General features: G+C 65.9%; 13 protein-coding genes. 1 reads left to right on the top strand and 12 read right to left on the bottom strand.

All coding sequences use genetic code 11. The annotated features are described in order from the left end of the window. Positions 1-87: 87 nt before the first annotated feature. From M3I53_RS14060 to M3I53_RS14030, 7 genes are all read right to left on the bottom strand, one after another. Positions 88-1,002: a dihydrodipicolinate synthase family protein gene (locus M3I53_RS14060; protein WP_254316523.1), complete on the bottom strand. Its 915-nt coding sequence runs from the start codon at positions 1,000-1,002 to the stop codon at positions 88-90. A 179-nt stretch (positions 1,003-1,181) separates the two neighbouring features. Next, a complete protein-coding gene (locus tag M3I53_RS14055; protein WP_254316522.1) occupies positions 1,182-1,964 on the bottom strand; it encodes an AraC family transcriptional regulator in 783 nt (260 codons plus the stop codon). An 89-nt stretch (positions 1,965-2,053) separates the two neighbouring features. Further along, positions 2,054-3,322 (bottom strand): FAD-dependent oxidoreductase, encoded by a 1,269-nt coding sequence (locus M3I53_RS14050; protein ID WP_254316521.1) that lies wholly within the window; start codon positions 3,320-3,322, stop codon positions 2,054-2,056. Continuing rightward, a complete protein-coding gene (locus M3I53_RS14045; RefSeq protein WP_254316520.1) occupies positions 3,319-3,594 on the bottom strand; it encodes a 2Fe-2S iron-sulfur cluster-binding protein in 276 nt (91 codons plus the stop codon). The genes M3I53_RS14050 and M3I53_RS14045 overlap by 4 nt, the downstream gene beginning before the upstream one ends. Then, positions 3,587-4,744: an FAD-binding oxidoreductase gene (locus M3I53_RS14040; protein ID WP_254316613.1), complete on the bottom strand. Its 1,158-nt coding sequence runs from the start codon at positions 4,742-4,744 to the stop codon at positions 3,587-3,589. The genes M3I53_RS14045 and M3I53_RS14040 overlap by 8 nt, the downstream gene beginning before the upstream one ends. Continuing rightward, positions 4,744-5,703, bottom strand: coding sequence for a 4-hydroxyproline epimerase (locus M3I53_RS14035; protein ID WP_309249523.1), 960 nt, complete (start codon positions 5,701-5,703; stop codon positions 4,744-4,746). Before M3I53_RS14035 ends, M3I53_RS14040 begins: the two co-directional genes overlap by 1 nt. Positions 5,704-5,820: 117 nt before the next feature. Continuing rightward, positions 5,821-6,537: a TetR/AcrR family transcriptional regulator gene (locus tag M3I53_RS14030; protein WP_254316519.1), complete on the bottom strand. Its 717-nt coding sequence runs from the start codon at positions 6,535-6,537 to the stop codon at positions 5,821-5,823. 64 nt (positions 6,538-6,601) lie between these two features. Between M3I53_RS14030 and shc the strand changes: the two genes are divergently transcribed. Further along, complete coding sequence (shc, locus tag M3I53_RS14025) at positions 6,602-8,638, top strand: squalene--hopene cyclase (protein WP_254316518.1); 2,037 nt, start codon at positions 6,602-6,604, stop codon at positions 8,636-8,638. A gap of 36 nt (positions 8,639-8,674) precedes the next feature. On the opposite strand, the gene M3I53_RS14020 is transcribed toward shc, so the two are convergent. The 5 genes from M3I53_RS14020 to M3I53_RS14000 form a co-directional block, all read right to left on the bottom strand. Then, positions 8,675-10,354 carry a metallophosphoesterase family protein gene (locus tag M3I53_RS14020; protein ID WP_254316517.1) on the bottom strand — a complete coding sequence of 560 codons (1,680 nt, stop codon included), beginning with the start codon at positions 10,352-10,354 and terminating at the stop codon, positions 8,675-8,677. Between the two features lie 463 nt (positions 10,355-10,817). After that, positions 10,818-10,994, bottom strand: a complete 177-nt coding sequence (locus tag M3I53_RS14015) for a DUF1328 domain-containing protein (protein WP_254316516.1) — start codon at positions 10,992-10,994, stop codon at positions 10,818-10,820. Between the two features lie 236 nt (positions 10,995-11,230). Then, complete coding sequence (locus M3I53_RS14010; RefSeq protein ID WP_254316515.1) at positions 11,231-11,527, bottom strand: YciI family protein; 297 nt, start codon at positions 11,525-11,527, stop codon at positions 11,231-11,233. A 12-nt stretch (positions 11,528-11,539) separates the two neighbouring features. Next, positions 11,540-11,824 carry a muconolactone Delta-isomerase gene (gene catC, locus M3I53_RS14005; protein WP_069266126.1) on the bottom strand — a complete coding sequence of 95 codons (285 nt, stop codon included), beginning with the start codon at positions 11,822-11,824 and terminating at the stop codon, positions 11,540-11,542. Between the two features lie 52 nt (positions 11,825-11,876). Beyond that, entirely contained in the window at positions 11,877-13,208 is a 1,332-nt protein-coding gene (locus M3I53_RS14000; RefSeq protein WP_254316514.1) for a short-chain fatty acid transporter, read from the bottom strand. Positions 13,209-13,268: the final 60 nt, after the last annotated feature.

The raw sequence follows: 13,268 nt of genomic DNA, 5'->3' as shown, positions 1-13,268 counted from the left end.
CCGTGTAAAAAAACAAACCGGGCCAACGTGGCCCGGTTTCGGTGTTTCGAACGAAGATTGGAGAGAGGCGCGCTGAATCCGTAACGTTTAAAGACCGACGTCCGGCAGGGCGGGGCGCGTGGCGAGCGCCTTCTCGACCACGGCCTTTACATGCGCGAGCGCTGCGCCTTCGAGCGCCAGGCGCGGCGGGCGCGTAATCGCGCTGCCGCGGCCCACCAGTTCCTCGCACAGCTTGATGCATTGCACGAGGTCGGGGCGCGCGTCGAGATGGAGCAGCGGCATGAACCAGCGGTAGAGCGACAGCGCTTCGTCAAAGCGCTTTTGCTTTGCGAGGCGGAACAGCGTTTCGCCTTCTTTCGGGAACACGTTCGACATGCCCGAGACCCAGCCTTGCGCGCCCACGGCCACGCTTTCGACCAGCACGTCGTCGAGGCCCGCGAACAGCACGAAGCGGTCGCCCACGGCGTTGCGCAGATCGATGAAGCGGCGCGTGTCGCCCGACGAATCCTTGAAGCAGACGATATTTTCGCAATCCTGAAGAGCGATCAGGATGTCGGGCGTGACATCGTTCTTGTAGATCGGCGGATTGTTGTAGACCATCACCGGCACGTCGGTGCTCGACGCCACGGCGCGGAAATGCGCGGCCGTTTCGTGCGGCTTCGAGGAATACACGAGCGCCGGCATGACCATCACGCCGTCCACGCCCACGCGCTGCGCTTCTTTCACGGTCTGACGCGCGAACTCGGTGGTGAATTCGGCTATGCCCGCGATCACCGGCACCTTGCCGCCTGCCGCGTCGCGCGCGGCCTCGATCACCGCGATCTTTTCATTCGTCGCGAGCGAGGTGTTCTCGCCGACGGTGCCGCACACCACGAGGCCCGACACGCCGTCCTTGACGAGATTGCTGACCACCCGGTGCGTGGCGTCGATATCGACCGAGAAGTCCGCCTTGAACTGCGTGCTGACGGCGGGAAACACCCCGCTCCACTGGATAGCGCTCACTGTGACTCACTCCTTGAATGCGTAGCGGCTCACGCCGGTACCTGTTGAATATGAGTGAAGTATCGCTGTCCAGATCGTTTGACGCTTGGGGCCTTTCGCGCCTCAAAAAGACGAAATCTGCATAGTCCGCCGCTTTCTTCAGCGGTCCCGGGGCAACCCTGGGCACGCTGGCGCGAGGCTCAGGCGCCGGGCCTCTGCGCGTTTTCGGGCGTTTGCAGCAACGCGCGATACTGACTTGGCGTGACGCCCACCGTGGCCTTGAATTGCCGCGTGAACGCGCTGTGATCGTTATAGCCGCACTGCGCGGCGATGTCGGTGATGCTCTGGTCACTCGCGAGCAGCACCGAGGCCGCATCCAGACGCGTTTTCAGCAGCATCTGGCGGGGCGTGAGGTGAAAGATTTTGTGGAAGTACCGCTCGATCTGCGCCACCGACATGTTGATGAGCTTCGCCAGGTGCGCGAGCTTGAGCGGTTGCGCATAGTTGTCCTGGATGTACTTCGCGGCGACCGCGAGCCGCTGATAAGCGGGGTGCGTGCCTTCGGCGGCCTGCAGGTCGCGCGAAATGCCCGCCACGCCCAGCACGCGGCCGCGCGCGTCGTGCAGCGGGACTTTCGAGGTGAGGCACCAGCCCGGCTGCCGGCCCGGATACAGATGCAGTTCGAGCTGGTCGATGAGACTGCTGTCGAGCCTCACCACGGCCTGGTCCTGCGCGGTATAGCTGTGGCCGAAACGCGAGGGAAAGACCTGCTCGGCCGTCTTGCCGAGCAGCGCGCGTTTTTCCTTGAAGCCGCAGCGCGCGGCGAGCGTGGTGTTGGCGATTACGTAGCGCGCGTCGTGATCCTTCACGAAGAACACCACGTCGGGCATGGCGTCGAACAGCGGCTCGAGCATGGTGAAATGCGCGACCATCTGCGCAAACGTGGCGTTTTCGAGGGCGGCGGGCAGGACCAGTTCGGGCATCGCGAGGCGCTTGGGGCGGGATCGGCGGAAAATATCATTGTGCCGATTTGCGCACGCGCGCGCATCTGCAACAAAAAACGGCTTTGGCGCTATTGCGCCGTTTCTGCGTGCAGCAAGGTGTCGATGCGCGCGGGCGAGAACGGCGGGCGCTGGCCAATTTGCGGCCAGCCGAAGCAGAACGCCGCCGCCTCGCCGCAAATCTTGCCCTGGCACGGGCCCATGCCGCAGCGCGTCTGCAGCTTGGCGTCGCGCCACGACGCATGGCGCGCGACGTCGCGATACGCGACGTCCTCGCAACGGCAGAACACGGTGTCGGGCTGCGGGAGCGCCCGCAACGCGGGTGCGAGTTCGAACGCTGCGTGCAGGCGCATGGCGAAACGGCGGTAACGGTCGCGTTCGGTGAACAGGCGCCGGGCGTTCGCGTGGTCGCCGAGCGCGGCGTAGGCCGCAATGCGTCCTTCCACTGTCGCGAGTTCCATGCCGCCCACGCCCGTGCATTCGCCGGCCGCGTAAATGGCTTCGGCGCAGGTCTGCTGCCATTCGTTCACGGCGATGGCGGGAGAACCCGCATGGGTTTCGAGGCGGCAGCCCAGCGCCGCGCCCAGGCCCGTATTCGGCACGAGGCCATAGGCGCAAGCGACCCGGTCGCAATCGACCAGCACTTCGCCGTTGCCGAGCCGTACACGCGCCTGCGTCACGCGCGTCGTGCCAATGGCCTCGGCAACGTACGCATCGCACCAGTAGGGCGTCGCGCGCAGATCGAAGCGCATGCGCAGCGCCTGTGCCAGCTTTGCGGGCGTATGGACGAGGCCTGCCGCGAAGCGGCGCACCGCCTGCGGCGGCGCCTGCTCCACGATCGCGGCGATCGTTGCGCCATGCTGGCGCGCGGTGATCGCGGCGGCCCAGAGCAGCGGCCCGCTGCCCGCGATGACGATGCGTTCGCCGCGCACGGGCATCCCGCCCTTGATGAGCGCCTGCAAGCCGCCCGCGCCCGTGATGCCCGGCAAGGTCCAGCCGGGATAGGGCAGGAAGCGCTCACGCGCGCCCGAGGCGACGATGAGCTTGCCGTAAGCGAGCGTGAGCGCGCGGTCGGGGCTCTCGGCGAGCAGCTGCCGGCCGGGAAGTGCCTGCACGATGCGGGTCGCGCTTAGCAGCGTGACGTTGGTGCGCGCCGCGAGTGCGTCGAGCACGACGCGTGCGGGGCCAGCGGCGCGATGCCCCGGACCCTGACGCCAGATCTGGCCGCCGGGCAGCGCATTGTCGTCGACGATGCCGACGCTTGCGCCCGCATCTGCGGCGATGCGCGCGGCATTCAATCCGGCCGGTCCGGCGCCAATGATCAGGATCTCGAACTTCATGGCGCTGCATTGCCGGTGACGACCTTCATGCCCGCGACGCAAACCGTCTGGCAAGCGAGCCGATGCGCCACGCCGTCGATGGTGACGCGGCATTCCTGGCAGATGCCCATGCCGCACAACGGCCCGCGCAGCGCGCCGCTCATCGAACGCCGCGTGACGGGCGCCGCGTGTTCTGCATGCGCGGCAATGGCGATGGCGGCTGCAACCGAACTGCCCGGCGCGACGCCCACGTTGCGCCCATCGATCGTCAACGTCGTATTGGCCTCAGTCATGCACGGCCCCCTGGGCAGCGAAGCGCGCCGGGAGATAGGGCGTCGCGTCGATCTCGGCGGCGCGTCCGAGCATCTGCGCGGCAATCAGCTTCGCGGTGCCGAGCGCAGTGGTGACGCCGAGGCCCTCGTGTCCGGTGGCGAGCCACGTGGACGGATGGCTGTCGTCGTCGGCGAACGAGGCCGCGGGGCCGATCAGCGGCATGCCGTCGCTCGATGCCGGGCGAAAGCCCGTCCATGCGCGGATCGCATTGAGCGCGGGCAGTTGCGGCAGGTATTCGGCGGCGCGGCGCAGCATGCGAGCGAGAATCGCCGGCTCCACGGCAGGGTCCGTGCTGTCGAACTGGCGCGACGAGCCGATCAGCAATTGCCCGGTCGGCCGCGGCTGCACGTTGAACGCCACCGAGGTGCCGCTCGCGTTGTGCGCGCTCTTGATGTAGCCGAGTTCGAGAATCTGATGGCGAATCGTGCCGGGATAGCGGTCGGTAATGAGCAGGTGTCCCTTCTTCGCCTGGAGCGGCAGGCGCGGCAGCAAATCGAGCGCTGCCAGGCCGTTCGCGATCAGGATCGCGCCCGCGCCAATGACCTCGCCATTGGCGAGATGCACGCCCGCGCGGTCGATACGCGCGACCTGCGTCTGCGTGCGGCAGGTCAAGCGGCCGCTAACGGGCTGCTCGAGCAGCCATGCGGCTACGGCAGGCGCGTAAACCACGGCGTCGTTGTCGACGATCATGCCGCCCACGAGGCCCTTGCGCAGTCCAGGTTCCGCTTCGCGCAACTGGCGGGCGTCGAGCATCGTGCACGGCACGCCCTGGCGTTGCAGAGCCTGCCGACGCGTCTGCGCGAGCGCCAGTTCTTCTTCGTCGGCGGCGACCCAGAGCGTGCCGCAGCGCAGGAACGCATGGCGCTCGTCGAGACACGGCGCCAGCGCGTGCCACAGCCCCAGCGACCAGGAGCTCAGCGCGAATTCGGCGGCGGTGTCGTCCATCACGACGAGGTGGCCCATGCCGGCGGCCGTGACGCCGCCGCCTATGCCGGCCCGCTCGATGACGAGGACGTTCAGACCTTGCGCCGCGAGCTCATTCGCGCATGCCGCGCCCACGATGCCCGCGCCGATCACGACGACATCGTGTCGAACGTTCAAACCTTGCATCACGCGGGAATGCCCCAAGCGAACGGATCGTCGTCGGAAAAAATCAGTTTGGACTCCGCGCTAATATGCGCGCTGCCGCGTATGCTCGGGCGCACATGGCCTGCGGGGAGGTCGGGCATGATTTCATAGCAGGCTTCGAACACGCTGCCGATGATGCTTTCCTGGCGCCACCGCGCGCCGGGAGCAAGCGTGCCGTCCGCTGCGAGGCACGCGACTTTCGCGCTAGTTCCGGTGCCGCACGGCGAACGGTCGTAGGCCTTGCCGGGACACAGCACGAAATTGCGGCTGTCGATGCCCTCGACCTCCGAGTGCGCGAACAGTTCGATATGGTCGATCAGCGCGCCGTCCGCGCCGGTAATGCCGTTCGCCTCGAGCGCCTGGCGCATGGCCCACGTGGCTTCGGTGAGCGCTTCGACGTTGCGCGCTTCGAGCGTCAGGTTGTGATCGGCGACGAGGAAGAACCAGTTGCCGCCCCACGCGATGTCGCCGTGCACGAGGCCATAGCCGGGCACGTCGAGCGGCACGGCCTGGCGGTAGCGATACGCGGGCACGTTGCGCACGGTGACGCTGCCGTCGGCATGCAGTTCGGCTTCGACGTTGCCGACCGGCGTTTCGATGCGATGCACGCCGGGCGCGATGCGCCCGAGATGCGCGAGCGATGCGATGAGGCCAATGGTGCCGTGCCCGCACATGCCGAGAAAGCCGACGTTGTTGAAGAAGATCACACCGGCGGAGCAGGACGGATCATGCGGTTCGCATAGCAGCGCGCCGACCATCACGTCCGAGCCGCGCGGCTCGTTGACGACGCCCGCGCGCACGCGGTCGAAGTCGCGACGGAAAGCGGCGAGGCGTTCGGCGAGCGGGCCGTGGCCCAGTTCGGGGCCGCCGGCGACCACGAGCCGCGTGGGCTCGCCGCCCGTGTGGGAGTCGATAACGGTCAGGGTTTTCATGCCGACAATCGTAGGTCGCGCCGTTTTGGCCGTCTTGCTCGAACGACCCATGCGCGGTGACGATTTCGGCATAGTGCGCCGGGCATGAATGCGCGGCGCTCCGGGGATCCCTGGCGCGTGCTTTCTTTAATCTTTCACAAGCGCCAGTTGCTCCAGTTGGCGCACCACTTCGGCGCGCAGGCGGGGCGGCATGTTCTGGTAGCCGAGCAGGTCGGAGATCCACAGACCGTCCGCCGCGAGCCGGCAGATCATGAGGCGGGCGGCGGCTTCGAGCGGCAGCGGGTCGGGGCGCGTCCACTTGCGCATGGGCGCGGCGTAGCGCTCGCGAATCGCGGGATCGGTCATCATCGCGGCCACCAGCACACGCAGCACGTTGGTGCTGGCGGCGGGGCTCGTTTCGTCGATCGTGGTGTGCAGGTAGGCGCGCGCGGCGGCGCCGTGTTTCGGCGCGCCTTGCGCCACGCCTTCGTCGATGCGCGTGTGCATCTGCTGCTCGAAGCGCGTTAGCGTCTGCTCGAAGAGGGCATCGAGCAAGCCCTGCTTGTTGGCGAAGTGGTACTGCAGCGCTCCCTTGGTCACGCCCGCGCGTTCGGCGACGGCGTCGAGCGTCACAGCGGGCACGCCTTGATCGGTGGCGATATCGGAAGCCGCTTGCAGCAACTGCGCGCGCACCTGGGCAGGGGCTTTCTTGCGGCGCGTGCCGGCGGCAGGCGCCGCGTCCTTGTGTGGGGAACGGGGCTTCGAGGCCGGGGAGGCCGGGGCAGCCGAGGGGCCCGCTGCGTCAGCCGCCTTTGCGCTGCGCCTTGTCGCGCGCGCGGGCGCCTTGACGGAGGAGTCTTTCATGGCGGCGATCATACCATTGCAGGCGTCGCTGCTAAACATTCCATACGGATGGTATGATCCGCCGATGAAAAATTCGAACCCGCCTTTTCCCGCCTCCGCAGCCGCCATCGCGGCGCTCGACGCCTCGATCGTTCGCGGCCGCGAGGCGCTCGTGCGAGAGCAGGACGCCGATGGAAGCTGGTGCTTCGAGCTCGAATCGGACGCCACGATCACCGCTGAATACATCCTCATGATGCATTTCATGGGCAAAATCGACACGGTGCGTCAGGAGAAGATGGCGCGCTATCTGCGCGCCATTCAGCGTTTGCAAACGCACGGCGCATGGGACCTCTACGTGGATGGCGCGCCCGATGTCTCGTGCAGCGTGAAGGCGTACTTCGCGCTGAAGGCGGCAGGGGATTCGGGGAACGCGCCGCATATGGCGCGCGCGCGGGAGACCATTCTGAAGCTTGGCGGCGCGGCGAAGTCCAACGTGTTCACGCGCATTCTGCTCGCCACCTTCGGTCAGGTGCCGTGGCGCGCCACGCCGTTCATGCCGATCGAATTCGTGCTGTTCCCGAAGTGGGTGCCCATATCGATGTACAAGGTCGCCTACTGGGCGCGCACGACCATGGTGCCGCTGCTCGCGCTCTGTTCGCTGAAGGCGCGCGCGGCCAATCCGCATGGCGTATCGATTGCCGAACTGTTCGTCACGCCGCCTGGCGAGGAGCGCGAATACTTTGCGCGCGGCAAAGGCATTCGCCGGCTTTTTCTCGCGGCCGACCGCGCGCTGCGCCATATCGAGCCGCTGCTGCCGCGCGCGCTGCGCCAGCGCGCCATGAAGCACGCCGAGGCCTGGTGTGCCGAGCGCATGAACGGCGAGGACGGCATGGGCGGAATTTTTCCGCCTATCGTCTACAGCTACCAGATGATGCAGGTGCTTGGTTATCCTGAAGACCATCCGCTGCGCCGCGATTGCGAGAATGCGCTGGAAAAGCTGCTCGTCGAGCGCCCGGACGGCAGCATGTATTGCCAGCCATGTCTCTCGCCGGTGTGGGACACGGCCTGGAGCACGATGGCGCTCGAGCAGGCTCGCACGGTCGCACCCGCCGATCCGGCGTCGGCCGCGATCAGCGACCAGGAGCTGCAGCAGCGCATCGCGCGCGCGTACGACTGGCTCGCCCAGCGTCAAGTGGACGACGTGCGCGGCGACTGGATCGAGAACGCGCAGCCCGGCACGCCGGTTGGCGGCTGGGCGTTTCAGTACGAGAACCCGTACTACCCCGACATCGACGACACGGCCGTGGTCGCGGCCATGCTCCATCGGCGCGGCCGCGGGCAGGCGCGCAAGACGGGCGTGGACCCGTATGCGGCGCGTGTCGCGCGTGCGCTCGACTGGATGCGCGGCCTGCAATCGCGCAACGGCGGCTTCGGAGCCTTCGACGCCGATTGCGACCGCCTCTATCTGAATGCGATCCCCTTCGCGGATCACGGCGCCTTGCTCGACCCGCCTACCGAGGACGTCTCGGGCCGCGTGCTGCTGTGCTTCGGCGTGACGGGCCGCGAGGAGGACAAGGCCGCGCTCGCGCGCGCCATCGAGTACGTGAAGGCGACCCAGCGAGCCGACGGCAGCTGGTGGGGCCGCTGGGGCACCAACTACATCTACGGCACGTGGAGCGTGCTGGCGGGTCTTGCGCTCGCGGGCGAGGACCCGAAGCAGCCGTACATCGCGCGCGCGCTCGCGTGGCTGCGCGCACGCCAGCATGCCGATGGCGGCTGGGGCGAGACCAACGACAGCTATATCGACCCGCGTCTTGCGGGCACCAATGGCGGCGAAAGCGCGTCCAACTTCACCGCGTGGGCGCTGCTCGCGCAAATGGCCTTCGGTGACTGGGAATCCGAATCGGTGCGGCGCGGCGTGGCGTATCTGCTAGCCGTGCAGCAGGAAGACGGGTTCTGGTGGCATCGCTCGCATAATGCGCCGGGATTCCCGCGTATTTACTACCTCAAGTATCACGGGTACACGGCCTATTTCCCGCTGTGGGCGCTGTCGCGCTATCGGCGGCTGGCGGGCGGTGCGGTTGTGGCGCGGGAAGTGGAAGAAGCCGCGCTCGCAGACTGAATTCGAAGCGGGGCGCAAGCGCCCCGCGTGATTCGCTTAGCGCGACTTGGCCAGCATAATCGTTTCGAACAACTCATAATTGCCGGTTGGCGTTTGATCCGCGCCGGGCGCGTGATAGTAGTTCATCGTGATCGTCGTCTTGCCGCCGTGCGTGCCGGGATCGACGTCGAACACCGCAATGCCATAGCCCGTACCCGTGTCGCGCTGCGCCGACCAGATCGCGTCTTCGAGCGCATCCGCCGTGGGGCGCGCGAAGGTGCCCGCGGTCGTGCCCGCCACCGGGTGGTTGGGCTTCGTGAACACCTGGGCCTGCGGATTGCCGTTGCCGGCGTCCACGCCATACACGTCGAGCGGCGCGCTCGTGCCGCCGCCGCCCAGGATCAGGTGGATCGTGCCGTGGCTCGTGTCGAAGGTGTTGCCCGCGCCCTCGGCGTGCGTGACGGGACGCGGCTGAAGCGTGTCGACGCTCGCGCCGGTCTTCGCGTCGACGCCCGCGTGATGATTGCAGCCGCGCACCGGGTAGCTGCGCTCGTAGTCGTGATCGTGGCCGCACACCACCAGGTCCACGCCATAGCGGTCGAAGAGGGGCAGCCATGCTTCGCGTATGCCCTTGTCCGAGCCGTTGCCCGTTTTCGACGAGCTGAGCGCGTCCTGGTGCATCTGCACCACGATCCAGTCGATATCGTCGTCGTCTTTTGCCTGCTTCAGGGTTTGCTCGAGCCACCGCGTTTGCACGCCGTTGCTGTAGCCGCGCACATAGAACGACGTGCCCGGCTGAACCGGCGCGTTGCCCGTGCTCGCGGCAGGCACGAGCGGCGCGGGACCGGCCACGAACGCGGCGGCGTCCTGGTAGACCACGTCGTCGGCGTCGAGCGAGACGAACAGCACGTTGCTCACGCGGAAGCTGTACCAGCGCCCCGAAAACTGTGTTCCGTTATGGGGCAGCGTATAGCGCGTGAGATACGAATTCAGCCCCTGCGGGCCGTTGTAGAACTCGATCTCGTGATTGCCGGGGCACGGCATCCACGGACGATTCGCCGACGACGTCTGATTGTTGTTGCCGAAGTCGCGCCACACGTCGGTCTGGTGTGCGGGATTCAGGTTCGCATAGCAGAGGTCGCCATTGAGCAGATGAAAGAGCGGCTGGAAGCGCTCCACGGCTTCGACGGCGAAGCGGCTTTGCGGCGACGACAGCACCCAGCCCGTGTTCGGCGTGGCGAGGTCGCCGTAGCTCGTGAAGCGGAACTTGGCGCGCCCGCGCGGCGCCGTGGTGAAGCTCGACGAAAACGGGCTGCTCGCGTGGCTGTCGTTGTCGGCGGTGACTTCGTAGCGGTAGGTCGTGGCCGGGTCCAGCCCGCGCAGCCGCGCGTGATACGTGAAGACGACGACGCCGGTGAGCCCGTCGGTATAGGTGCGCTGAAGGGCGTGCACCGTCTCGCGCTTGCCGCGATCGGCGCCGTAGATCACGCGCGGATTCGTGGAGGAGGCGAGCGACGCCCACGAAACGACGACTTCGCGCGTCGGGTCTTCGCCCCAGGTGAGGTGGATCTGCTCTGGCGTGCCGTCCGGTGTGGCGGCGTCGGCTTTCGCGCTGCCCGCGAAAGCGCCGGCCGCGCTCGCGAAGCCGGACGCGCCGGCAAGCTTGAGGAAGCCGCGGCGCGAGACACTGGCGCCGCTTTCGGTGGATGCATTCTCGGGGATGTCTTTATTCGTCATGTCGTCTCGCCTCGGGAGCAGAAGGCGAAGCCTGCGCTGGCGGACTTGCATGACTGACGCGCGCGGGCGCAAGCATCGCAGGGTGAGTGTCTGCGCAACGATGGCGCGCTTGCATGACTTGGCGATGACACTGCTCATTTTACGCAGCACGACGGGCCGCGCTTGCATCGCGGCCCGCTCTCACCCGTTAAGCATGGGGTTAACGCTCGTGCAGCCGGCAGCCGCCGCGAGCGCGAGGAGGTTCAACAACCGGAAACTTAGGCGAGGGCGATTACCAAACGCGTCGAAAGTGGCCCTGAAATGAAACTTCGTTCAGGTCATTGATACGTTCTGTTCGTGAGAAAATCGGGTTGTGATATGTGGTTGACAAGTCAACCACAGGATCCCCGCGACTTTCAGCACGCATGCGCGGCCTTGTGGGGCTCGGGGCGGCGCCGCGCCCCGGTCGTTCTTCGCGCTTCGGTCAATCGACGATCTTCTTCGTGACCACGAGTGCGATCACAAGGAATATCACGCACAGCACCACAAAGATAAAAAACAGGATCTTCGCAATCGCGGCCGCGCCGGCCGCAATACCCGTGAAGCCGAACAGGGCCGCGATCACTGCGATCACGGCAAAGAACAGGGCCATTTTTAGCATGACCGGTTTCCTCCTCGCGTGAAGGCGCCGCCACATGGGCCGCGCTATTTGATGGACTGACAGCGCACCTGCCAAGCAATCCATGTGCCCAGCCCGGGCGCCTGACAGCGCGGGAATGAAAAACGGCCCGGCGTGCGCAGGCACACGCCGGGCCGAAACGGCGGCGTACAGGGGAGCACGGCGCCGTCGAGGTCGAAAACAGACTGAAGGGTCGCGGGACTGCGGGCCCCTTGCGCTTACAGGTAGGAGGTTCCGTCGATATAGGCCTTGCGCCAGCGCACGATCTTCGCGCTCTCGAACAGGCCGACATGCGTGAACGGATCCTGTGCGATGAAGCGCTCGGCTTGCTCGCGGGTTTCGAGGTCGACGATATAGATGCCACCGCCTGCGCTGCTGCCGTCGTCATTGAGCTTCGCGCCGCAGGCCAGCAACAGGGCCTTGTTTTGCGCGAGAAACGCCAGATGCGCATCGCGCTCGCGTGCCCGCACCTCGGCGTGACCGGGCTTGTCGAACGTCTCGATAAGAAAAGGCATAGGGCGTTCCTCTCAGTTGGGCACGATGGCCGACGGATGCTGGGCGAGCGGCGTCACGCTGATCTTCAGGAACGGGAAGAGCGGCAGCGCGGTAAGCAGCGTATGGAGTTCGTCGTTCGACTCGACGTCGAACACGCTGTAGTTCGCGTATTCGCCGGCCACGCGCCACAGGTGGCGCCACTTGCCTTCTCGTTGCAGCTTCTGCGAAAACGCTTTCTCCTCGGCCTTCAGGGCGTCGGCGAAGGCGGCGTCGGTGCCGTGCGGAATCTGCACCTGCATGTGCACGAGAAACAGCATGAATAGTCTCCGGTGAGGGTGGGGTTCAGAAAGGGGCGCCGATAAGAGCCAATCAGCCCCAGGCGAGAATCGCAACCGAATACACGATGCCGATCCAGAACATCATGATGACCGTGTAGCCCATGATGTCCTTGAGCTTGAGCTTCGAAAGCGCGAGCGCGGGCAAGATCCAGAACGGCTGCACGAGGTCGTTCCATGCGTTGCCGAGCATGACGGCCGTCGAGGTATGGCCCACGGAAGCGCCGATGGTCTTCGCCGCTTCGATCATGAACGGTCCCTGGATCACCCAGTGGCCGCCGCCCGAAGGCGCGAAGAAGTTGATGACGAATGAACTGATCAAGCCCCAGAACGGCAGCGTGCCCGGCGTCGCGACCTTCACGAACGCTTCGGAAAACGTATTGACGAGACCCGAAGACGCCATGATCGCCATGATGCCGGCGTAGAACGGGTACTGCAGAATGATGCCGCTGATCGTGCGAATGCCTTCGTTGAGTTTCTCGACGTAGCGGATCGGCGTGCCGAGCAGCAGGATGCCGAGGAACAGAATGAAGAAGTTGATCAGGTTCAGATCGATCGAGCCGCCCTGCACGAAGTGCAGCGCGACATAGCCCATGCCGATCAGGCCGATCACGTAGCTCAGAAGGCGGCTGTTGTTCAGGCGGTTGGCGAGCGTGTTGCCTTCGTCGAGATCGACGCCGAGCGCGGCGGCCTTCCGCTGCTTTTCCTCCTGGTCGCGATCGATTTCCTTGATCGGCTGACCGGGCCTGGGGTGCAGCCATGCGTTCAGGAGAGGCAGCGTGATGATGGTCACGAGGCTCGTGATGAGCATGGTGGGCGAGAAAATCGTTTCGGAAAGCGGAATGACGCCCATCTGCGCTTCGAGCGGATGTCCCTTCGTGGAAATCAGCACGGGTATGCTGGCCGAAAGCCCGAGGCCATAGAGCGTAAAGCCGCTATACGCCGAAGCGATGATGAGCGGGTAGTGCACGCCTTTCACACGCAGCGCGAGCTTGCGCGCGACGATCCCGCCCACCACGAGGCCGAAGCCCCAGTTCAGATAGCTGCCGATGCCGCCCACCAGCGTGGCGACGATGATCGCCATGCGTGGATCGTTCACGCGCGCCACCACGCGGTTCAGAAAGCGGTCGGTCAGCGGAGCGGTCGCGAGCACGTAGCCCATCGCGAGAATCACCGCCATTTGGGTGGTGAACGCGAGCAGCGCCCAGAAGCCCTTGCCCCAGCTCGTGGTGAGGGCCGTGACGGCTTGTCCCTGCACGATCACGGCAAGGGCCATCGTCAGCAAGGTGAGGCCGATCGCGAACACGAACGGATCGGGTAAATACCGGCGCATCAGCTCGGTAAAGAAAGCGGTGACTTTCTGCATGGAAGTGTCTCTATCTGAATCGTAATAGTTGTCGGGTCTCTTCGGCTCTTGGCACGCGCG

It is taken from the genome of Paraburkholderia sp. CNPSo 3272, from assembly GCF_024206495.1.
Lineage (GTDB): Bacteria > Pseudomonadota > Gammaproteobacteria > Burkholderiales > Burkholderiaceae > Paraburkholderia.
Note: the sequence above shows the minus strand (reverse complement) of the source record. Positions and strands in the feature narration are given on the sequence as shown.